This is a genomic window from Sphingosinicella sp. BN140058 (genome assembly GCF_004135585.1).
In the GTDB taxonomy this organism is placed as follows: Bacteria; Pseudomonadota; Alphaproteobacteria; order Sphingomonadales; family Sphingomonadaceae; genus Allosphingosinicella.
Window position 1 is genome coordinate 4,545,913 of the sequence record NZ_CP035501.1, and the last position, 21,021, is coordinate 4,566,933.

Annotated in this window: 16 protein-coding genes; 9 read left to right on the forward strand and 7 right to left on the reverse strand. The window is 67.2% G+C overall.

Annotation, left to right across the window (positions count from 1 at the left end; all coding sequences use genetic code 11):
- Nucleotides 1-59 precede the first annotated feature (59 nt).
- The 4 genes from ETR14_RS20535 to ETR14_RS20550 all read left to right on the forward strand — a co-directional run bounded on the left by ETR14_RS20535 (nt 60) and on the right by ETR14_RS20550 (nt 5,225).
- Nucleotides 60-1,550: a serine hydrolase gene (locus ETR14_RS20535; RefSeq protein WP_243455606.1), complete on the forward strand. Its 1,491-nt coding sequence runs from the start codon at nt 60-62 to the stop codon at nt 1,548-1,550.
- Between the two features lie 112 nt (nt 1,551-1,662).
- Nucleotides 1,663-2,400, forward strand: a complete 738-nt coding sequence (gene trmD / locus ETR14_RS20540; RefSeq protein WP_129388275.1) for a tRNA (guanosine(37)-N1)-methyltransferase TrmD — start codon at nt 1,663-1,665, stop codon at nt 2,398-2,400.
- A gap of 5 nt (nt 2,401-2,405) precedes the next feature.
- Nucleotides 2,406-2,861 carry a 50S ribosomal protein L19 gene (gene rplS, locus ETR14_RS20545; RefSeq protein WP_129388277.1) on the forward strand — a complete coding sequence of 152 codons (456 nt, stop codon included), beginning with the start codon at nt 2,406-2,408 and terminating at the stop codon, nt 2,859-2,861.
- A gap of 144 nt (nt 2,862-3,005) precedes the next feature.
- On the forward strand, nt 3,006-5,225 hold the full coding sequence (locus tag ETR14_RS20550) for a S9 family peptidase (RefSeq protein ID WP_243455607.1): 2,220 nt from the start codon (nt 3,006-3,008) through the stop codon (nt 5,223-5,225).
- A 6-nt stretch (nt 5,226-5,231) separates the two neighbouring features.
- Here the strand turns inward: ETR14_RS20550 and ETR14_RS20555 are convergent, their stop codons facing one another.
- Nucleotides 5,232-7,442 (reverse strand): M20/M25/M40 family metallo-hydrolase, encoded by a 2,211-nt coding sequence (locus ETR14_RS20555; RefSeq protein WP_129388280.1) that lies wholly within the window; start codon nt 7,440-7,442, stop codon nt 5,232-5,234.
- Nucleotides 7,443-7,654: 212 nt separating this feature from the next.
- Between ETR14_RS20555 and ETR14_RS20560 the strand changes: the two genes are divergently transcribed.
- Complete coding sequence (locus ETR14_RS20560) at nt 7,655-8,683, forward strand: aspartate-semialdehyde dehydrogenase (protein ID WP_129388283.1); 1,029 nt, start codon at nt 7,655-7,657, stop codon at nt 8,681-8,683.
- Nucleotides 8,684-8,870: 187 nt separating this feature from the next.
- On the opposite strand, the gene ETR14_RS20565 is transcribed toward ETR14_RS20560, so the two are convergent.
- Nucleotides 8,871-9,494 carry a YitT family protein gene (locus ETR14_RS20565; protein WP_129388286.1) on the reverse strand — a complete coding sequence of 208 codons (624 nt, stop codon included), beginning with the start codon at nt 9,492-9,494 and terminating at the stop codon, nt 8,871-8,873.
- A gap of 151 nt (nt 9,495-9,645) precedes the next feature.
- Between ETR14_RS20565 and ETR14_RS20570 the strand changes: the two genes are divergently transcribed.
- The 3 genes from ETR14_RS20570 to ETR14_RS20580 all read left to right on the forward strand — a co-directional run bounded on the left by ETR14_RS20570 (nt 9,646) and on the right by ETR14_RS20580 (nt 12,988).
- Nucleotides 9,646-10,089 carry a GFA family protein gene (locus tag ETR14_RS20570; protein WP_129392185.1) on the forward strand — a complete coding sequence of 148 codons (444 nt, stop codon included), beginning with the start codon at nt 9,646-9,648 and terminating at the stop codon, nt 10,087-10,089.
- 11 nt (nt 10,090-10,100) lie between these two features.
- Nucleotides 10,101-10,859, forward strand: a complete 759-nt coding sequence (locus tag ETR14_RS20575; RefSeq protein WP_243455608.1) for an alpha/beta fold hydrolase — start codon at nt 10,101-10,103, stop codon at nt 10,857-10,859.
- A gap of 245 nt (nt 10,860-11,104) precedes the next feature.
- Nucleotides 11,105-12,988: a M2 family metallopeptidase gene (locus ETR14_RS20580; RefSeq protein WP_129388289.1), complete on the forward strand. Its 1,884-nt coding sequence runs from the start codon at nt 11,105-11,107 to the stop codon at nt 12,986-12,988.
- A gap of 137 nt (nt 12,989-13,125) precedes the next feature.
- Here the strand turns inward: ETR14_RS20580 and ETR14_RS20585 are convergent, their stop codons facing one another.
- Nucleotides 13,126-13,392 (reverse strand): hypothetical protein, encoded by a 267-nt coding sequence (locus tag ETR14_RS20585; RefSeq protein ID WP_129388292.1) that lies wholly within the window; start codon nt 13,390-13,392, stop codon nt 13,126-13,128.
- A gap of 248 nt (nt 13,393-13,640) precedes the next feature.
- Nucleotides 13,641-14,123, reverse strand: a complete 483-nt coding sequence (locus ETR14_RS20590) for a peroxiredoxin (RefSeq protein ID WP_129388295.1) — start codon at nt 14,121-14,123, stop codon at nt 13,641-13,643.
- Nucleotides 14,124-14,559: 436 nt separating this feature from the next.
- Here ETR14_RS20590 and ETR14_RS20595 point away from each other — a divergent pair, with 436 nt between their 5' ends.
- A complete protein-coding gene (locus tag ETR14_RS20595; protein ID WP_129388298.1) occupies nt 14,560-15,120 on the forward strand; it encodes a YqgE/AlgH family protein in 561 nt (186 codons plus the stop codon).
- Between the two features lie 162 nt (nt 15,121-15,282).
- On the opposite strand, the gene ETR14_RS20600 is transcribed toward ETR14_RS20595, so the two are convergent.
- The 3 genes from ETR14_RS20600 to ETR14_RS20610 form a co-directional block, all read right to left on the reverse strand.
- Complete coding sequence (locus ETR14_RS20600; protein WP_129388301.1) at nt 15,283-16,815, reverse strand: chemotaxis protein CheW; 1,533 nt, start codon at nt 16,813-16,815, stop codon at nt 15,283-15,285.
- Nucleotides 16,812-19,379: a PAS domain-containing methyl-accepting chemotaxis protein gene (locus ETR14_RS20605; RefSeq protein WP_206185879.1), complete on the reverse strand. Its 2,568-nt coding sequence runs from the start codon at nt 19,377-19,379 to the stop codon at nt 16,812-16,814. Before ETR14_RS20605 ends, ETR14_RS20600 begins: the two co-directional genes overlap by 4 nt.
- A gap of 109 nt (nt 19,380-19,488) precedes the next feature.
- Complete coding sequence (locus ETR14_RS20610) at nt 19,489-19,881, reverse strand: hypothetical protein (RefSeq protein WP_129388304.1); 393 nt, start codon at nt 19,879-19,881, stop codon at nt 19,489-19,491.
- Nucleotides 19,882-21,021: the final 1,140 nt, after the last annotated feature.

Below are 21,021 nucleotides of genomic sequence, written 5' to 3' on the forward strand. Positions count from 1 at the left end.
CTCTAACGAGAGCTTCGGTTTAAGGATCTGGATCTGAATGGCATGAGAGGGTGGACGCAGTGCAAGTTACAAGGTTTGTTGTTGCGGGCCTACTCGCGCTCTTCAGCGTCCCGGCCGGTGCCGCCGATCGCGCCAAGATCGCGGCGGCCGTGCCGGAGATCGACCGGATCTTCGAAACGTTCCAGAAGGACTCGCATGCCCCCGGCCTCGTCTACGGCATCGTGGCGGACGGGCAACTCGTCCGTGTGAAGGCCTTCGGGGTCCAGGATCTCGGGGCAAAGCGGCCCGTGACTCCGGACAGCCTGTTCCGCATCGCCTCGATGTCGAAGGCGTTTACCGCGCTTGCGATCCTGAAACTGCGCGACGAGGGCAAGCTCTCGCTCGATGCCCTCGCCGAAACTTACGTGCCCGAGCTCAAGGCCTGGAAATATCCGACCGCAGATTCGCCGCGCATCCGGGTGCGAGACCTGCTCAGCCATGCGGGCGGCTTCGTCACCGACGATCCCTGGGGCGATCGCCAGCAGGTGATCACCGAGGCCGAGTTCACGGCGATGCTGAAGACGGGCGTGCCGTTCACCCGCGCACCGCAGACGGCATTCGAATATTCGAACTTCGGCTACGCCCTGCTTGGCCGGATCGTCACCAATGTCTCCGGCACGCCCTATGATGAGTATATTTCGCGGAGGATCCAGCGGCCGCTCGGCATGGCCTCCACCAGCTACGACGTTCCCGCCTCCCCCATGGTGCGGCGGGCGATCGGCTACCGCTGGGAAAATGAGGCCTGGTCCGAGGAGCCGACCATGCGCCACGGCGTGTTCGGCGCGATGGGCGGCGTCCAGACCAGCGCCAATGATTATGCCCGCTGGTTGGCATTCCTGCTCTCGGCCTGGCCGCCGCGCGACGACAGGGACAGCGGCCCGGTGCGGCGCTCGACCGTGCGCGAGATGGCGCTCGGCTCCAACTTTGCCCGGCTGCGGCAGCGCTTCGGCTCCACATCGGCGACCCAGGCGGCGGCCTATGGCATGGGCCTGATCCAGGCCGAGGATCCGGAACTGGGTAACACGTTGAGTCACGGTGGCGGCTATCCCGGCTACGGATCGCACATGCTGCTGCTCACCGATCAGGGCGTCGGCATTTTCGTGTTCAGCAACCGCACCTACAATGGCGGCTCCGGCGCTGCGTGGGACGCCGCGATGGCGCTCCACCGCGCTGGCGCGATTCCGAAGCGGACTTTGCCGATAAGTGCCGCCCTCGCGGAGGGCTACCGCGCCGCCGGCGCGATGTTCGCCGCCGGCAGTATCGAAGCCGCCCGCGCGCAGCTTGCGATGAATTTCCTGATGGATCGCTCGCCGGCCAATTGGGAGAAGGAACTGGCGGAGGTCAAACGCCAAGTCGGCGACTGTCGCACCGACAGCGCCGTGACGCCGACCGGCGCGCTCTCCGGCACTTTCCGCTGGAGCTGCGCGCGGGGCAGCGTCGAAGGCCAGCTGCTGCTCGCGCCGACCAACCCGGCGACGATCCAGGCCTTCCGCTACACGATCATCCACTAGCGTCGATTGCTCCCCTCCCTGGAAGGGAGGGGATGAAGAAAGAGGGTGCGCCAAGAGGCAGCGCGGACGCACCCCTCTCGCTAACCAGCCCGCCCGCCGCTACGGGAGCGGCATGACCTGGGCAGCAACCATCCTCACTCTGTATCCCGAGATGTTTCCGGGTCCGCTCGGCCACAGCCTGGCGGGAAGGGCGCTGGGGGAGGGGATCTGGTCCCTCGACGCCGTTCAGATCCGGGACTTCGCAAGCGACAGGCATCGCTCGGTCGACGATACGCCTGCCGGTGGCGGTGCTGGGATGGTGATGCGTGCCGACGTGCTCGGTCGTGCGATCGACGATGTTCTCGCGCGCCGTCCCGACGCACCTTTGCTGGCGATGACTCCGCGCGGCGAGCCGCTGACCCAGAATCTGGTTCGTGGCCTTGCGAAAGGCCCTGGCGTGTCGATCTTGTGCGGCCGCTTCGAAGGGTTTGACGAACGCGTGTTCGAGGCACGACCCATTCTGCCGGTATCGATCGGAGATTACGTGCTTTCCGGCGGCGAGATGGGCGCCCTGTCCCTTCTCGATGCTTGCATTCGGCTGCTTCCCGGCGTAATGGGCGCGGCTCTGAGCGGTGAGGAGGAAAGCTTCGAAGGCGGCCTTCTCGAATACCCTCATTATACCCGACCTCTTGAATGGGAAGGGCGCAGGATCCCCGAAGTGCTGCGATCGGGGGATCATGCGAAGATCGCCGCTTGGCGCAAAGCCAGAGCGGTCGAGGATACACGGCTAAGGCGGCCGGACCTGATCGAACGTCACGGGGACGTTCGAAGGCGGTCGCCCTCTGGTGCGCAGCGCGAAGAAGAGAGTTGAAGACGATGAACCTCATTCAGCAGCTCGAGGCCGAGCAGATCGAGCAGCTCAGCGCTGCCCGCCCGATTCCGGAATTCCGCCCGGGCGATACGCTCCGCGTCGGCGTCCGCGTCGTCGAAGGCGACCGTACCCGTATTCAGAATTACGAAGGCGTCTGCATCGCCCGCGCCAATCGCGGCCTCGGCAGCAGCTTCACCGTTCGCAAGATCAGCTTCGGCGAAGGTGTCGAGCGGGTTTTCCCGCTCTACTCGCCGAACATCGATTCGATCGACGTCGTCCGCCGCGGCGCCGTTCGTCGTGCCAAGCTCTACTATCTGCGTGGCCGCACCGGTAAGGCCGCCCGCATCGCCGAGCGCCGCGATCCGCGCCCGCTCGCCGAAGCAAAGGCCGCTGCAGCGGCTGCCGCTGCCGCCGCTGCCGCGCCGACCCCGGCGCCGGCGACGGACACCGCCGAGAGCTGAGCTCTCGCGGCACACGGCCGAAAAGGAAACGAGGCGGGGAGGGCAACCTTCCCGCCTTTTTCGTTCCCGTCCCGTCCCGCACCGAGGTGATGCGGCAGCGTTATGCGCTTTCACCGGCGAGGCTCCGCCTCTACGACGGCGCACATGCGTAAGATCTTGATGCCGATGATTGCTGCCGCCGCGATGCCCGCACTTTCCACTCCAGGGCAGGCCGCCGAGCTGACCCTGGAGCGGCTGTTCCAGAGCCCGGCGCTTGCCGGGCCGACGCCGCGCAAACCGACCCTGTCGCCCGATGGTCGTCTCGTCACCTTGCTGCGCAATCGTGCCGACGAGAAGGATCGTTTCGATCTGTGGGCGATCGACGCTGCAACCGGTGCGGCGCGGATGCTGGTCGATTCGGCGAGGATCGGCAGCGGTGCCGAAGTCTCCGAAGAGGAGAAGATGCGTCGCGAGCGACTGCGCATCGCCGGCACCAAGGGCATCACCGATTATGCCTGGGCGCCGGACGGCAAGTCCATCCTCGTGCCGATCGATGGCGATCTCTATCTCGCAGCCCTCGACGGCAAGGTTCGCCGGATGACCGAAAGTGCGGCAACGGAGATCGACGCGAAGGTCTCGCCGAAGGGACGCAGCCTCTCTTTCCTGCGCGACCAGAATCTCTATGTGCTCGAGCTCGCCTCCGGTACGGAAAAGGCGCTGACCAGCGATGGCGGCGGCACTCTGAGCTGGGGCGCGGCCGAGTTCGTCGCCCAAGAAGAGATGCGGCGCTACACCGGTTACTGGTGGTCGCCCGACGATCGTTACCTCGCGGTCGCACGCGTCGACGAAAGCCCGGTTGCGGTCGTCACCCGCGCCGCGATCGGTGCCGAGGGGACCAAGCTCGTCGAACAGCGTTACCCGGCCGCAGGCACCAGCAATGCGCTGGTCGATCTCTACATCTTCAAACCCGACGGCAGCGGCCGCCTGAAGGTCGACCTCGGCACCGATCCCGACGTCTACCTCACCCGGGTCGACTGGGCACGCGACGGCAAGAGTCTGTTCGTTCAGCGGATGAGCCGCGACCAGAAACGGCTCGACGTTCTGCGCGTCGATCCGGCCTCCGGCGCGTCCGAGATCGTGTTCAGCGAAACCTCGCCGACCTGGGTGAACCTGCACGACAATCTCCGCCCGCTTCCCGACGGCAGTCTGATCTGGTCCTCGGAACGGTCCGGCTTCTCCCATCTCTATCGCTGGAAGGCGGGCGAATGGATCCAGCTCACCAGCGGCGAGTGGGCGGTGGAAGAGGTTGCCGGTATCGACGAGAAGAAGCACCTCGTCTACTTCACCGGCACGGCCGAGACGCCGATCGAGCAGCAGCTCTACCGGGTGCGCTACGACAAGCCCGGCAAGGCGGAGCGGGTGACCGAAGCCGGCTGGTGGAACGGCGTCGAAATGGACGACAAAGCGACGCGTGCGCTGGTCAGCCGCTCCAATCCGACCCAGCCGGGTCAGGTCTATCTCGCCGACGCAAACGGCAAGCGGCTGGCCTGGGTCGAACAGAACAAGCTCGACGCGGATCACCCCTACGCACCCTATCTTGCGAGTCATGTCGCGCCGCAATTCGGCACGATTAGGGGGGCGGACGGATCGGACCTCCACTATCGCATGCTGTCGCCGCCGCCCGAGCCGGGCAAGCGATACCCCGTCTTCGTCCATGTCTATGGCGGCCCGCACGGCCAGCTCGTCACCCGCGCCTGGTATCGCGATCTTCCACTCGAGCAATATCTGGTCGATCAGGGTTGGGTGGTGTTCACCCTGGACAATCGCGGCACCAACCGTCGCGGCACCAGGTTCGAGAACGCCATCCATCACGCGATGGGCGGTGCCGAGGTCGCGGACCAGCTTGCCGGTGTCGACTGGCTGAAGCGGCAGGACTTCGTCGATCCGGCGAAGATCTCGGTGATGGGGTGGTCCTATGGCGGCTACATGACGCTGAAGCTGCTCGAGCAGGCGCCGGGCACTTTCGCCGCCGGTGTCGCCGTGGCGCCGGTGACCCGCTGGGAGCTGTACGATACCTTCTACACCGAGCGCTACCTCGGCAATCCCGCCATCGATGCCAAGCCGTACGAAACCTCCGGTGCGCTCGAGCAATCGAGCCGGATCGCCGATCCGTTGCTGATCATCCACGGCATGGCCGACGACAACGTGGTGTTCGAGAACAGCACGGCGATCATCGCCAAGCTTCAGCGCGAGAAGAAGCCTTTCGAGCTGATGGTCTATCCCGGCGCGACCCACGCCATCGCCGGCGAAGGTCCGCAGACCCACGTCTGGCAGACGATCACCGGCTTCCTCGATCGCCGGGTGAAGGGCGAAGAGGCCAGGTAAATCTGGTCACACCCGGAGCTTGCGGAAGGCGAGGCTGCGATCGGGCGCATATTGCGGGGCGGCGTCGGCGGGGCGGGCATCGACCAGCCATGCCGCCCCGGCCGGCAACCCGCTGCGGGTTGAGACGGCGAGGACGTCCACCTGTTTGCGGCCGCCGATCGTGAGTTCGAACACCAGCCCGTCGCAGCTGCGCCCATTGCAGGTCAACAGATAATGTTCCTCCTTGCCGCCGGTTCCGAACCGGCTCGTTGTTCCGGCCACGGCGATGGCGTGAAGGCCGGCATCCGGGTCGGCGCGCAGGAAGAGGCTCTCCGCGCCGCCGGAATGAAGGCGTAGCCTCACGCGTCTGCCCTCGGCGGTCATGTGCTCGGCAAGCTTTTCGAGCGACGGAGCGCCAAGTTGGACCGCGGGGGCATCGGCCGTGCGCACATGCGCCGGGGACCAAGGCAGTTTGTCGTCCCGGGTCCGGGCAGCGACACGCGCAGGAAGAGGTCCGCCGTCATGTGAGACGAGCCACTGGCCCTTTCGCGCGTCCGCATTCCATGCATAGTCGATCCGGAATTGCTGTTTGCGCTCGGGACCATAAGCAGGGGCCAGCGCGATCATCGCCCAGCCGATCCCTGCCGCGGCGGCGCAGACCAGCAATGCCGGTCCTCTTCGCGCATCTCTCAGCAGCGGCCACAGCTCGATCAGCAGGGGCAGGAGGATGATCGCCGCCACCGGGGCGAACGCCCAGGCCATGCGGAAGTCGAGCAGCACCTCCGCGAGGTGAAGGATCGGCCCCCAGGTAAGAAGCAGGAGCAGCCAGGCGAGCAGAGCTCCGATCCGCTCGGCGTGGGGGTAGCGATGTAGGGCCATGCCGGCCGCAGCGACGGCGGGCGGCGCGAGGAAGAAGATCGCGCCGCCGGGAGCGCGCAACGCAATCAGACCGCCGATCAGGAGAAAGAGGAGCCAGAAGGCCGCGCGCAGCGGGCGCGTGGCCGCCGGCTTCAGCCATAGCAACAGCGCCGCGGCGGTTGCTGCCGCCGATATGTCGATGGCGCTCGACATCACTTCCGGGTGGGCACGCCAGAAGTATCCGCCCTTGATCGTGCCGACGAGAATGGCGCCGAGCAAGGTCACCACGACGCTGCCAACGAGCGACAGGAGGATCGCCGCGACGGCCCGTCCGATGCCGGCGCGCCGCCGCCAGGTGAGCAGCGCGAAGACGGCGGTCAGTCCGGCGAGTGCCGCCATTCCCACCCAGAGCGGGAAGTGCACCAGCAGGCGCCCGAGCAGATCGGCATAAAGGACGGTGCCGGACGCGGCCGGTGCCGTGCCGTCTGCCAGCGACAGCGTCGCCGCCAGCGCCTGGTCGCCCATATGCTGAACGCTGCGGCGGTCCAGCCCGGCGATGCTGTCGTCGGCGCTGTGGTAGCGGCTCTCGTTGCCGATCAGCGCGAAGTTGAGCATCGTCCACGGCTTGCCCGCGAACACCGTCACGTCGGTGGCGTTGGGGATCAGGGCATAAGCGTCGGCGGTCATAGAACTCGCAACCGGACGCACGGTGCTGCGGGCGAAGGCGGTGATGGCCGGAGCATTCGGGCGGCTGGTCTCGAACATGATCGCCGGCCCGGTCACGCCGCGCGCTTCCATGTTCACTACGGCGCCGACCCGAGCCGCGAGCGGGTCGCGGTCCACGAAGAAGCGGGCGCCGAGCAGGCCTGCTTCTTCGCCATCCGTGAACAGCAAGGTGACCGGGCGCTGCAGATTCCTCGCCCGCACCAGAGCGGCGATCTCCAGCGCCGCGGCGACGCCGATCCCGTCGTCGCCCGCGCCGGGCCCAGCCGGGGTGGAATCATAATGCGAGGCGATCAGGAGATGGCTGCCGCTCTGGTTCGGATTGATCGTCGCGCGAACGTTGCGCACCCGGGCACAGGTGACGACGCGGAACGCTCCCAGTCCGCCGCAGGCGATGCCGTCGGTGACGACCGGCGTCAGGCCAAGCGTGCGCAGTTCGGTGAGCAGCCGTTCCCGCACCGCGTCGTTGGCCGCGCTGTCGACCGGATGCGGACGCTCGTCGCCGAGGATGCGGGTGAGCCGGCCCATCGCTCGAGCGGTGTCGAACTGTCCGGCGGCGGGCGCTCTGACGGGCGGCGGCGCGAGGAGGGCTCCCTTGAACGCAAGCGCGAGCAGCGCCAGTCCCAGGATCAGTGCCGCGATCAGTCCACGCTTCATCCTCGATCCCCTTGCCGCGCACCGATGATAGCTCTCCCTCTCCAGTCGTCAAAATCGTGCACTCCGGATCCCGAAAAGCCACATCTTCGCGGAAGATTGGGAGATGAGGACGGTTATGGGATCCCAAACCTGCTTCCGCCCTCTCAGATGGCGATTGTAAAATGCGCGAAAATGCCTAACTGGGGCGCTGCAGTTTCAGGAGATGGTTCGAGATGGGTTATCGGGTGGTGGTCGTCGGCGCGACCGGCAATGTCGGGCGCGAGATGCTCAATATCCTCCACGAGCGGCAGTTTCCGCTGGACGACATCGCCGCCGTGGCCTCGCCGCGCTCGACCGGAAACGTCATCGATTTCGGCGACAGCGGCCGCGAGCTCAAGGTCAAGAATATCGAGCATTTCGATTGGGCCGGATGGGACATCGCCCTGTTCGCGGCGGGCTCGGCGGTGTCGAAGGAATATGCGCCCAAGGCGGCTGCGGCCGGCTGCACGGTGATCGACAACAGCTCGCTCTACCGCATGGATCCGGACGTCCCGCTGATCGTACCCGAGGTCAACGCCCACGCCATCGACGGCTATACTAAGCGCAACATCATCGCCAATCCCAACTGCTCGACCGCGCAGTTGGTGGTGGCGCTGAAGCCGCTTCATGACCGCGCGAAGATCAAGCGCGTCGTCGTCGCGACCTATCAGTCGGTCTCCGGCGCCGGCAAGAGCGGCATGGACGAACTGTTCGAGCAGAGCCGGAACATCTTCGTCGGCGACGCGAACGAGCCGACCTTCTTCACCAAGCAGATCGCGTTCAACGTCATCCCGCACATCGACGTCTTCCTGGACGACGGCTCAACCAAGGAAGAGTGGAAGATGGTGGTCGAGACCAAGAAGATCCTCGATCCCAAGATCAAGCTGACCGCGACCTGCGTGCGCGTGCCGGTTTTCGTCGGCCATTCGGAGGCGGTCAACATCGAGTTCGAGGACGAGATCTCGGCCGAGGAAGCCCAGAACATCCTGCGTGAAGCGCCTGGTGTGATGCTCGTCGACAAGCGCGAGGACGGCGGATACGTCACCCCGGTCGAAGCGGTCGGCGAATATGCCACCTATATCAGCCGCGTCCGTGAGGATCCGACCGTCGATAACGGCCTCAGCCTGTGGTGCGTCTCCGACAATCTCCGCAAGGGTGCCGCGCTCAACGCCGTCCAGATCGCCGAACTGCTCGGCCGCCGCCACCTGCAGAAGGCGGCGTAAGGAGTTCGCCTCGAAGTGGTACTTCGAGGCGGTTATCTTATCTCGTCATCCCAGCGAAAGCTGGGATCTCCTCGACATTGCGCACCCGCGTTTATGACAGGCGCCGGCGACCTCTCGTTCTGAGATCCCAGCTGAAGTTCACCCTGAGCGTGCCGAAGGGCTGGGATGACGTGTGGAGCTCGGTATCTCAATAGCCCGTATAGCGCCCGGGCTTGTGGTAGGCGATCAGCACCCCGCTGATCGCCGCCGCGCTCAGCACCGAGAGCAGGAACTGCCGCGGCGCCAGCACCGGCAGCGACGCGGCGAGGATGAAGGCGTCGCCGATGAGCGAGGTCCGCCCGGCATTCCAGCCGCGCTTGCGCTGCAGGGTCAGGGCGACGATGCCGAGTCCGCCGACGCCGGCATGATGGCGGGCGAGCGCGAGGATGCCCATGCCAATGATCGTGCCGCCGAACAAAGCCGCAAACGGGCCGTTCACCTCGGTGAGCCGGAAAGCGGACGGGGCGAGCAAGGCGAGGCCGGTGATCGCGAAATTGGCGAGTGCTGTGCGCACCATGAACGCCGTTCCCATGCTGCGCTGCGCCAGCCACAGGAAGGGCAGGTTGAGCAGAGTGAACAGCATGCCCGGCGACAGCGGCACCAGGTAGGAGAGCAGGAGTGCCACCCCGGCCATGCCGCCGGTGACCAGACCGGCGCTCTTCAGCCAGACGAGGCCGAGCACGACGAACGAGCAGCCGATCGCGAAGGCGTAGACGTCCTCGACGAGGCTGTGCGGCTTGCCGGCGGTGACATGAGGTGCGGCGGGGGACATCGAAGCTCCGGTGGTGACCGGCACCCTCTCGCCCCGTCTGGCGCGGGGTCGCGGCGCGGTAGCGGCGGCCGACCGGGTCGGCAAGCGTCGAACACGTCTTCCCTTCCGCCGCGCAGTTGGCGACAAGCACCGCAGCCACGGGAGAGTGCCGATGCCGGAGACGATGACGGGCGGCTGTGCGTGCGAACGGATCCGCTTCGTTGCGCAGGTCGGCGATGACGATGCCTATCTCTGCCATTGTCGGATGTGCCAGCGCGCCACCGGCAGCGTCTCGATCGCCTACAAGGCGATCGGCAAGGCGGACGTCCGCTGGGACGCGGAGCCGGACTGGTACCGTTCGTCGCCGATCGCGGTGCGGCCATTTTGCGCGGCGTGCGGCACGTCGCTCGGATTCGCTTTCCCGGACAGCGACACGATGGATCTCACCGTCGCCGCATTCGACGATCCTTCGCGCTTCGTGCCAACGCGCCATTTCGGTGTCGAAAGCATGCACCGCGCCTGGCTCGACACCGAAGGGCTGCCGGAAATGCGGTCCGAGGAGAACCCCAACGTCGCCAGGCGTTGGAAGGCGGCGACGGGCGGAATGCCGGACTGAAGGACAGGATATTGAACGCGACCAGACATGATTTTACCGCCGCCGATGGGGTGCGGCTCAACTATGCCCAGCTCGGCGAGGCCGGCGCGCGGCCGCTGATCCTCCTCCACGGCCTGTTTTCCGACGCGGAGACCAACTGGCTGAAGTTCGGCCATGCGGAGAAGATTGCCGCGGAGGGCTACCGCGTGATCATGCCGGATCTGCGCGCCCACGGTCTCAGTGCGAAGCCGCACGACGCTGCCGCTTACCCTCCCGACGTGCTGGCCAATGACGGCTTCGCCCTGATCGCGCATCTCGGCCTCACCGATTACGATCTCGGCGGCTATTCGCTCGGTGCGCGCACCGCCGTCAGGATGGTGATCGGCGGAGCGAGCCCCAAGCGGCTGATCGTCAGCGGCATGGGACTTCGCGGCCTGCTCAACACCGGCGGCCGCGCCCATCATTTCCGGAAGATCCTGACCGGCCTCGGCACATTCGAGCGCGGCTCGCCCGAATGGCTCGCCGAAGCCTTTCTCAAGACCACCGGCGGCGACCCGCAGGCGTTGCTGCCGTTGCTCGGCTCGTTCGTCGACTCGACCGAGGCGGAGGTGCGGGCGATTACACTGCCGACTCTGGTGCTGTCCGGCGTCGACGACCAGGACAACGGCCATGCCCAAGAACTCGCGGAGGCGCTGCCGAACGCGAGCTTCGTCGAAGTGCCCGGCAACCACATGAGCGCGGTCACCAAGCCCGAGCTCGGCCGCGCGATCGCGGCGTTTCTGGGGGGCTGAGGCAGGAAACAACTCCTCCGATCCCCGTTCGGGCTGAGCCTGTCGAAGCCCTCTCTTTCCCTCCTGCCTGAAGGCTAGAAAAGGGCTTCGACAAGCTCAGCCCGAACGGAATGGGAGGGACATTCGCCAGGGTGCTTCCCCGTTCTCGCGCGATCCTCTGCGAGCGGGCGAGGGAGCCTTGACGTCGCTCCGGGGGCGGGCGCAAGAACCGCGCATCGCATCGACCCCGGAGAGGATCGCTTCGCATGAAAATTCAAGTCTCTACCCTTGCGCTCGCTGTTTGTCTGGCGGGCTGTGCCACCGCCTCGGCCGACACGGTCGACACTGCTTCCGCCGCGCCCACTGCGGCAGCCGAGAGCGCCGCGGCGCCGGCCGCCGCGGCCGCGCCGACGCTCGAGGACGCCCGTGCCTTCGTCGCGCGGGTCGAGAAGGAGCTTGCCGAGTTCTCGGTGGTGAACGCCAAGGCGCAATGGGTGAATGCTACCTACATCACCGACGATACCGACTCGCTCGCCGCCTATTTCGGCACGATCGGCACCGAGATGCAGGTCAAATATGCCAATGAGGCGGCCAAATATGCGGGCCTCGAGGGTCTCGATTACGACACTGCGCGCAAGCTCAACACCTTGCGCAGCGCGCTCGTGCTGCCGGCACCGACAACCCCGGGTGCGGCGGCCGAGCTCAACACCCTCTCCACCCGCCTCTCGTCCACCTACGGCAAGGGTCGCGGGACCCTGAACGGCAAGGAGATGACGGGCAACGATCTCGAGGAGCAGATGGGCAAGGTCCGCAACCCGGCCCAGCTGCAGGAGATGTGGACGAGCTGGCACTCCAATGTCGGCCGACCGATGCGCGCCGACTATAACCGGCTGACCGAGATCGCCAATCAGGGTGCCAAGGATCTCGGCTATCCCGACACCGGCGCGATGTGGCGTTCGCGCTACGACATGAAGCCGGACGAGTTCGCGGCGATGACCGATCGCCTGTGGGGCGAGGTCAAGCCGCTCTACGACCAGGTCCATTGCTACACGCGCACCAAGCTCAACGAGAAATATGGCGACAAGGTGCAGCCGAAGACCGGGCCGATCCGTGCCGATCTGCTCGGCAACATGTGGGCGCAGGAATGGGGCAACATCTACGACGTGGTTGCGCCCAAGGGCGCCGGCGACGTCGGCTACGATCTCACCGATCTGCTGGTCAAGGCGAAGTACACGCCCGAGAAGATCGTCAGGACCGGCGAGAGTTTCTTCACCTCGCTCGGTTTCGCGCCGCTGCCGGCGAGCTTCTGGACCCGCTCGATGATCACCGCGCCCAGGGACCGGGACGTCATCTGCCACGCCTCGGCCTGGGATCTCGACAATGTCGAGGACCTGCGCATCAAGATGTGCACCAAGGTCAATGGCGATGATTTCGTCACCGTCCACCACGAGCTCGGCCACAATTTCTATCAGCGTGCCTACAACAAGCAGCCCTTCCTCTATCTCGACAGCGCCAATGACGGATTCCATGAAGCGATCGGCGACACCATCGCGCTGTCGGTGACTCCGGAATATCTCGTCCAGATCGGGCTGTTGCCGCGCAACCAGGTGCCGTCGGCCGACAAGGATGTCGGGCTGCTGCTGCGCCAGGCGATGGACAAGGTCGCCTTCCTGCCGTTCGGGCTGATGGTCGACAAATATCGCTGGAAGGTGTTCAGCGGGGAGATCGCGCCGACCGCGCTCGAGGCCGGCTGGAACGACCTTCGCCTCCAGTACCAGGGCGTCGTGCCGCCGGTGGCACGGAGCGAGACGGACTTCGATCCCGGCGCAAAATACCACGTGCCGGCAAGCGTGCCCTACACCCGCTATTTCCTCGCCCGCATCCTTCAGTTCCAATTCTACCAGGCGGCGTGCAAGCAGGCGGGGTGGACCGGACCGCTCCACCGCTGCTCCTTCTACGGCAACAAGGAAGTCGGCCGGAAACTGAACGCGATGCTGGCGATGGGCGCCTCGCGGCCGTGGCCGGAAGCGCTGGAGGCGTTCACCGGCACGCGCGAGATGTCGGGCCAGCCGATGCTCGAATATTTCCGGCCGCTGATGGGCTGGCTCGAGCAGCAGAACAAGGGCAAGCAATGCGGCTGGACCGCCTAGCCGCTCGGCTCAAAGTGGTACTTTGAGCCGGGTCCTCTTAGGTGATGGAAGGGGCGCCGGCGCGGCCGGCCCTCTTTGTTTTGAGGCGATGTGCGGGCTTGTCGGCAAGCGGTACGGCGGCCGAGGAACCGCTGAAATCAGTCTTCGAGATCATCCTTCCCGGTGTCACGCTGGCGGGCCGCGTCCGCGGCTTCCTGGGCAGTGATCGCGGTCTTGAGGACCTGGTTGACCGGTTTGCCGTCGCAGGCGCGGCGGGCGAGGGCACGGGCGCCGAGCACGGCCCCTGCGGTGGCGGCCGCGGCGCCGACGCCGATCGCGGCGGCGGCGAAGGGACGCTCGCGCATCTCCTCGGCAAGGCGCAGGGCGGCGGATTTACGCTCGTTCGACTTGGACTGATCAGGCAACTCAACTCTCCCGCTGAATCCACTCTAACGCGCTCGGCGCGGCTGCGTTGCAGGAAAAGCACGCGAATTGGGCGGCAAGAAGGCGATTGCGGGCGCGGTGTCGCCGGCCTTCCGCGGCTCTGAGCGGGACGACCGGCAGACGGGGGCACGGTTCCCGCTCGGGATGAGAATTGTGGAGGGCAGGGGCTCCGGGGCCAGGCGCCGGAGCCCCTGCTTGTCCGGATCGGGCAGGCCCGATCCGATTAGGATCAGAGCCGCTCGAGCAGATAGTCGGCCGAGCTCACCGTGAATGCGCCGGGCTCTTCGACGTTGAGGCTTTCGACCTCGCCGTCGTTGATCACCATCGAGAAACGCTGGCCGCGCTGGCCGAGGCCGAACTTCGCACCATCCATGGTGAGGCCAAGCGCGCGGGCGAAATCGCCATTGCCGTCGGCGAGCATGGTCACCTTGCCCTCGGCACCGGCGCTGTCCTTCCATGCCTGCAGCACGAAGGCGTCGTTGACCGCGGTGCAGGCGATCTCGTCGATGCCCTTGGCCTTGAGCGCGTCGGCCTGCTCGACGAAGCCCGGCAGATGGCGCGCCGAGCAGGTCGGCGTGAACGCGCCCGGCACCGAGAAGAGGGCGATGCGGCGGCCGGCAAAATAATCGGTGCTGCTGATCGGCTGCGGGCCGTCGGCCGTAGCCTTGACGAGGTTGGTCTCCGGAATGCGGTCGCCGATCTGAATGGTCATTCGTCTCTCCCTTGGGTGAAGCGCGGGCCCGTGCTTCGGATCGCCGCGCTGTAATCGAATGGAGGCGGCGAGGGAACCGGGGCTTTGTTGGGCGGGGCGGGGGGCGGGGGGAATGGGAACGCGGCGACTGGTGGTCTGGTAGCGGCGGCCACTTCGTGCCCCGTCGTCATCCCAGCGAAAGCTGGGATCTCGTCGTAAGCGTGCGCAGGCGCCTGTGGCAGCCGACGGCGACTTCTCGTCCGGAGATCGCAGCCATCCGGTCACATCGAAATGGCATTTCGATGGGTGCCCTGCGCTGGGATGACGGCCAAGGGCTTGGGTGACAGTCGCGAGGGCGGGGCGTGTCGAACAGCAGCCCGGTGAGGCGCCTTGTTCGGGCGTCGCTCCGCCGCGCAAGTGGTTGGCATCGCAGGACGTGTCTCGCTATGGCGGGCGCATGGACCAGGCGCCCTTTCTCACCGGACAGCTTCTTCTCGCCATGCCCGGCATCGGCGATCCGCGCTTCGAGAAAGCGGTGATCGCGATGTGCGTTCATGACGAGAATGGGGCGCTCGGCATCGGCCTCGGCCGGATCGTCCCGCGGATCACCTTTCACGGGCTCTTGAAGCAGCTCGACATCGCGCCCGGCGCCGCGCCCGACGTCGCCATCCATCTCGGCGGCCCCGTCGAGCCGCAGCGCGGCTTCCTGCTTCACTCGCTCGACTGGGGCGGGCAGGAGAGCATCCAGGTCGGCCACCGCTGGGCGCTGACCGCGACGCTCGACATCCTCAAGGCGATCGCCGAGGGCAAGGGTCCGAAGCGCTGGATCGCCGCGCTCGGCTATGCCGGCTGGGGCGCCGGCCAGCTCGAGCAGGAATTGTGCGGCAACGGCTGGTTCTCGACCGCCGGCAGCGACGACCTTCTCTACGATTGCGACGTCGACAACCGCTGGAGCGCCGGCTTCAAAAGCGCCGGCATCGACCCGCGCCTGCTCACCGTCGACTTCGGCACGGCCTGAGGCCGGGCCGGCCTGGGGCGCTCTCGGGGCTTCTTCAGGGGCAAGGAAGTGGCTTCGACAGGCCCCCTTCGGCAAGCTCAGGACAGGCTTCGACGCGCTCAGGAGAGCCTCAGCCCGAACGTACCCGGCAGGGTCGTATTCCGTTCCGCCGCTGCGGCAGCGTCAGGCGCGTTTCCGTGCTTCCTCGGCAAGGTCGCAGATCGTGACCGCCTTGGCGGTGCCGCCGATGCGGACGTCGAGGAAGTGGCCGGGCTCCGCGGCCGAGTGCGCCGGGCGGCGCTGCGGTGCCGCGTCGACGACCATCTCGAGCGCATCGACGATGCAGCCGGTGACCGCGCCGTCCACTTCGACGACCAGCACGGCGGCGCCCAGGGCGGCGAAATCGAGATTGCGTGGGCTGCCCTCGCTGCCGAGATCGACCAAAGGCAGCGGCCGTCCGGTGTGGCTGGCGAGTCCGAACAGCGACGATCCCGGAACGTCGAGCCGGCTGACATTGGCCGGGAAGCCGATGATCTGGGTGACCGAGGTGAGCGGCACCGCCCGGTGCCGGTCGCCGAGGCGGAAGACCAGGAACGGGTGTTTCGCAGCGCCGCCCGTACCGCAAGTCGCCCCGTCACCCGGGGCGGCCGCCGTGCCGGCGATCCGGCTGAGCGCGGCGATCGTCCGCAGCGCGTCGCTGCGCGCGAGCGCGTCGGCGGCGAGCAGCAGGCTCTCGCGGCCGTCGCCGTCGACGATCGCCCCGCAGAACAGATCAAGGCGGGCTGCGGTGGCGGCGGGGAGCGGCCGGACGTCGGCAACCGGCACCTGCAGGATGCGGTGCACCCGGTCGATCCTGAGACCGAGCAGCCGTTCGCCGTCGGCGCGCAGGATGACGATCGGCTCGGCGCCGCCGTCGCCGGCGCGGCCGGTGAGGCCGAACAGGGAGAGATCGTCGACCACCGGCACTTCGCGGCCGAGATAGTCGACCACGCCGATCCACGTCGCCGACGGCACCGGCCCCGGCCGCAGCGCGCCGTTGGGAACGGTGGCGACGACAAGGGCGGCGTCGATCGCGAGCTCCGCGCCGGCGGCCGAGAGCAGAACGATCGGGCGCCGGGCACCCGCCGCCGCCCGGTCGGCAAACGCGGTCTCTCGGGCGTGGGGGATTCCGGGCAGAGCGAACACCGCCTCCGGATCGATCAGGCCGACGACTGCGTCGCCGTGGAGGAAGTTGCGGGTGACGAGCTGACCGGCGACGCCGGGGATGGCGCAGGCCTGCAGGCTGTCGCGGCGCAGCCGCGCGAGCCCCGACACCGAGTCCATCGCCAGGCCGAGCAAGGCGTCGCCGTAGCGCAGCACCACGATCACCCCGCCGGTGCCGGCCGCGGCGTCCCAGCCGGCGGACTGGAAGCCGAGCAGGGGCTCCAGATCGATTACCGGGATCACCCGGCCGCGGATCACGATCGAGCCGATCGCGCCGCCGGCGGCGAAGACCGGCTGCAAGGTCGCCGGCCGCGGCACCACTTCGCGCACGGTGTCGGCGGGCAAGGCGACGTCGCGGCCGCACAGCCGCATCAGGCCGACGTCGAGCGTCGCCGGCGCCGGTGCCGCGGCGGCAACCACGGCACCGTCCGCGGCCGCCGCCAGACCTGCCGCCGCGTCTTCCGGCACGGGCGCGGCGGCATCGGGCCGGAGGGTGCCGGCGAGGGCGTTCATGCCGCGACGGCGCGGGTCGAGGCGGCGAGTTCCTCGATCATGCCGACGACTTGGGCCGAGACCTCTTCCTGGACCCGGGCGGAGTCGGCGATGCCGACGATGGCGCGGGCGGTCTTCTCGACGCTGGCGACGATGCCCTCGAAGGCGTCGCGGGCGCCGCGCGAACGCTCGGTGCCGTGCTCGACGCGGTCGGTCGACTCCTCGATCAGGCGGCTGATCTGGCCGGCGGCGTCGGCGCTGCGCTCGGCCAGCTTGCGCACCTCCTCGGCGACGACCGAGAAGCCGACGCCGTGCTCGCCGGCCCGTGCAGCCTCGATCGCGGCGTTGAAGGCGAGCAGGTTGGTCTGGCTGGCGAGCTCGCCGATCACGCCGACGATGCTCGCGATCTGCTTGGACGAGCGATTGATGAGGTCGATCGATTCGATCGCGCCGGCGATCGCCTCGCTGCCGCGACCGGCGGCGCGCTCGGTCTCGCCGGCGAGATCGGTGGCGCCGCTCGCCCCTTCGGAAATGGCGTTGATCGCCTTGCAGAGGCGGGCGACCATACCCTGCATCTGCTCGCTCTTGGTCGCGATCTGCTGTTCGAGCTCGACCTGGCGGGTGACGTTGAAGGCGTGCTTGATCACCCGCACCGGATTGCCGGCGAGATCGTAGACCGGGCTGTAGCTCGCCTGGATGTAGACGTCGCGGCCGTACTTGCCGATCCGGTGGAAGCGGCCGCTGTGGGTCTCGCCCTTGTTCAGGCGCAGCCAGAAATCGCCATATTCCTGGGTCTTCAGATAGTCGGCCTGGCAGAACATCGAATGGTGCTGGCCCTTGATCTCGCGGAGGGTGTAGCCCATCGTGCTCAGGAAATTCTCGTTGGCGGCGAGGATGTTGCCTTCGAGATCGAACTCGATCGTCGCCTGGCTGCGATCGACCGCGGCGACCCGGCTCTCGAACTCGGCGTTGCGCATCTTGGCCTCGGTCACGTCCATCGCGAACTTGACGATCTTGACCGGCGTGCCGTCGAGGCCGAGGATCGGATTGTAGGTCGCCTGGATCCAGATCTCGCGGCCGCCCTTGGCGACGCGCTTATATTCGCCGCCGAAATATTCGCCGCGCGACAGGCGGTGCCAGAAATCCTGGTAGGACGCGCTGGCGACGAGATCGTCCTCGCAGAACAGGCGGTGATGCTTGCCGCGGACCTCGTCGAGCGAATAGCCGAGCAGGGCGAGGAAATTGTCGTTGGCATCGAGCAATTGGCCGTCGAGATCGAACTCGACCACCGCCTGGGCGCGGCGGATCGCGCGCACCTTGCCCTCGTAATCCATGTTGCGCTTCTTCTGCTCGGTGACGTCGAGCGCATATTTGACGACCTTCCAGGGATTGCCGTCGAGATCCATGATCGGGCTGTAGCTGGCCTGGATCCAGACGCTCTCGCCGGACTTGGAGACCCGGCGATATTCGCCCGATTCATGCTCGCCGCGGGCCATCTTGTGCCAGAATTGGCGATACTCCTCGGAGGCCGCATAGTCCTTGTCGCAGAACAGGCGGTGATGCTTGCCGCAAATCTCGTCGAAGGCGTAGCCCATGCGCTGGCAGAAGGCGTCGTTGGCGGCGAGGATATTGCCGTCGAGATCGAACTCGATCACCGCGTGCGAGCGGTCGACCGCCTGGACCTTGCCCTCGGCCTCGGCCGCGGCGCGCTTGGCGTCGGTGACGTCGACGGCGAACTTGACGATGCTGACCGGACGGCCCTGGAGATCGAGGATCGGATTGTAGGTGGCCTGGATCCAGATTTCCTTGCCGCCCTTGCCGAGCCGCTTGAACTCGCCCGACACGTAATCGCCGGCGCCGAGCTTATCCCAGAATTGCCGGTAGGCGGCGCCGCGGACCTGCTCGGGGGTGCAGAACAGCCGGTGATGCTGGCCGATCACCTCGTCTTCCCCATAGCCGGTGAGGGCGAGGAAGTTGGCATTGACCGCGATGACGTGGCCGGCCAGATCGAACTCGATCACCGCCGAGCCGCGGCCGATCGCATCGACCAGGCTCTTGTCGCGCAGGCTCTTCAGCTTGACGTCGGTCACGTCCATGGCGAGCTCGACGATCTTGAGCACTTCACCGGTCTCGGCGACCACCGGGAAATATTTGCTGCGCAGCCAGAGCTCGCGGCCGTTTTTGGCGATCCGCTTGTAGGTGTCCTCTTGCGGGCAGCCGGCCTGGAGATCGCCCCAGAAGGTCTCGTAGTCGGGCGAGGCGGCATAGTCTTCGGGCGAGAAGAAGCGGTGGTGGCGGCCGGTGACCTCCTCGGCGCTGTAGTTCATCAGCGCGAGGAACAGGCGGTTGGCGCGGACGATACGGCCTTCCGGCGAATATTCGATCACCGCCTGGCTGCGATCGAGCGCAACTCCGAGCGCGCACAGATCGGCGCCGTCGTCGAGCGCGTCGGCCATCGCGGTCGCCGCTTCGGCGGCCGCCGCCGCGGCGACGGCCTGCGCGCTGCGCCCGGCGGCGGCGGTGCGGCCGGGCTGGCGCGGGCTGCGATTGGGGGTGGCGTCATTCTGCTGCGTATGATCGGTCATGATCGTTCGTCCCGTCTGTCCGCGGCCGCGGCGCTGCGGCCCGGAATGGAGCCGTTTCAGCATCTTATAGGAGGCTTTCGGCGCCTGCGGTGCGGCGGGCGCTACCGGCTTAATACGAGGTCGGGCGAGCGCTGCGGCGGCAGTCGGCGGCCGCCGCCCAGGGCCGGTCGCCGGCGAGGATCGTGCAGGTCCAGACGGTGCGCGCGAACGGATGGATCGGCCGGCCGGGCCGATCGACGCTGCACGTCCAGCGGCCGCGATCCTGCGGACGGCAGCGGCCACCCGCCGCCGCGACCGCCCGGGCGATGTCGCCGATGCTGGGACGCAGGCCGAGCGTGCGGCTCCACGCCGCCTGATGCTCGGCGCGGGCGGCGGCGGGATCGGGGTGGTTGCTGAACAGGCCGGCGTGACGGTTGGGAAGGGCGATGCCGCCGAGCAGGGCGAAAGCGAGCAGGGTGCGGGTCAGCACCGGCCAGGTGTGGAAGAGCGGCACGCGCGGCATGGCGGGGCAAGGGTGGCAAGGAACGGTTGCAGCTTCGTGACCCTGCACCAGGTTTCCGGGATGGGCGGCAGTCGCCGGGCGTGGGCGGCAAGCGGTGGCGTGGATCGGGATCTCGGATGCTCAGCGGGAGGTGAGAGGCCCCGTGTGACGGACGCACGCGCTCACTCCTGGTCGGTCGGCCCCAGCGGCGGTCGGTTTGAGGCGATGGCGGGGCGAACGGTGGCCGGGCGGCACGACGGCGGCGTTGGTCCTGTTAAAAACAGGCGAAATACAGGTGCGGCGCCTGCGCGACCCGGCCTGGTCTGGTCTCAGGCCGGGGAGGAGAAGGGAGAGCCCTCTATTGGCCTTTGCGCACTTTCGACCTGAGATCCCGGCTTTCGCCGGGATGACGGTGTTGGGAGGCGAGCAAGCGCGGTTGAACCAGGCGCGGGGCGGGGCGGATGGGAGGGCAGGCGCGGTCGGAACGCGCGGGGCAGGCGTCTGCCTGCCCCGGCGGTGGCCGCCTCGAAGGGCGGCGGGAGAGGCTGGACCCGTTCCTTCAAGGACGCCGCGCCACCGGTGGCCGGGAGCGGCTGCATGGAATGGGAGTTCGCACGATCGCCGATGGCCCGTTGGTTCGGCTGGTGCTGGAAGCGGAACGTAGCAGGAACATGTGTCTTCGTCAATCCTTCCGTGGCGCCTCGCTTACCGGGTCGCCGCGACCGTATCGACCGTTATTACGGTCGATTTTCACGCACCCACCCGGACACTCCTTGCCGCCGGGTCGCGACCGTATTGACCGATATCACCGCCGATTTTCAGGTCCCGCCGCGGCTTCTGTGACACGCGGGGTCGCCGCCCTATTCACCATTGCCACGGTCACTGTTCGGCATCGCCGCCACTCTCCTGGCTGCGGGTGCGCGACCGTAATGACCGAAAATACGGTCGATTTCCGAGAGCCCCGAACGGCTCTTCTCCTCCCTTCCAGCCGCATCCGAGTCGGCGTTCATCATGGTCTGCGTCCACGGCCGATCGCCCGCGGTTTTGCCCGGTTTCGCAGTGACAGCATCGAAATCACGGCTCCAAACACTGGGAGCGACCGCGAAAGTGGGAGTGCATAATGCATTCTCCGCTTGACAGATCTGTCCAAATGTTCTACTT

Bases quoted from the DNA above. Each gene is read 5' to 3' on its own strand.
- ETR14_RS20550 (WP_243455607.1), top strand. From the start codon at position 3,006: ATGCGTAAGATCTTGATGCCGATGATTGCTGCCGCCGCGATGCCCGCA.
- ETR14_RS20605 (WP_206185879.1), bottom strand. From the start codon at position 19,379: ATGACCGATCATACGCAGCAGAATGACGCCACCCCCAATCGCAGCCCG.
- ETR14_RS20580 (WP_129388289.1), top strand. From the start codon at position 11,105: ATGAAAATTCAAGTCTCTACCCTTGCGCTCGCTGTTTGTCTGGCGGGC.
- ETR14_RS20610 (WP_129388304.1), bottom strand. From the start codon at position 19,881: ATGCCGCGCGTGCCGCTCTTCCACACCTGGCCGGTGCTGACCCGCACC.
- ETR14_RS20590 (WP_129388295.1), bottom strand. From the start codon at position 14,123: ATGACCATTCAGATCGGCGACCGCATTCCGGAGACCAACCTCGTCAAG.
- ETR14_RS20600 (WP_129388301.1), bottom strand. From the start codon at position 16,815: ATGAACGCCCTCGCCGGCACCCTCCGGCCCGATGCCGCCGCGCCCGTG.
- ETR14_RS20565 (WP_129388286.1), bottom strand. From the start codon at position 9,494: ATGTCCCCCGCCGCACCTCATGTCACCGCCGGCAAGCCGCACAGCCTC.
- ETR14_RS20560 (WP_129388283.1), top strand. From the start codon at position 7,655: ATGGGTTATCGGGTGGTGGTCGTCGGCGCGACCGGCAATGTCGGGCGC.
- ETR14_RS20595 (WP_129388298.1), top strand. From the start codon at position 14,560: ATGGACCAGGCGCCCTTTCTCACCGGACAGCTTCTTCTCGCCATGCCC.
- ETR14_RS20570 (WP_129392185.1), top strand. From the start codon at position 9,646: ATGCCGGAGACGATGACGGGCGGCTGTGCGTGCGAACGGATCCGCTTC.
- ETR14_RS20555 (WP_129388280.1), bottom strand. From the start codon at position 7,442: ATGAAGCGTGGACTGATCGCGGCACTGATCCTGGGACTGGCGCTGCTC.
- rplS (WP_129388277.1), top strand. From the start codon at position 2,406: ATGAACCTCATTCAGCAGCTCGAGGCCGAGCAGATCGAGCAGCTCAGC.
- trmD (WP_129388275.1), top strand. From the start codon at position 1,663: ATGACCTGGGCAGCAACCATCCTCACTCTGTATCCCGAGATGTTTCCG.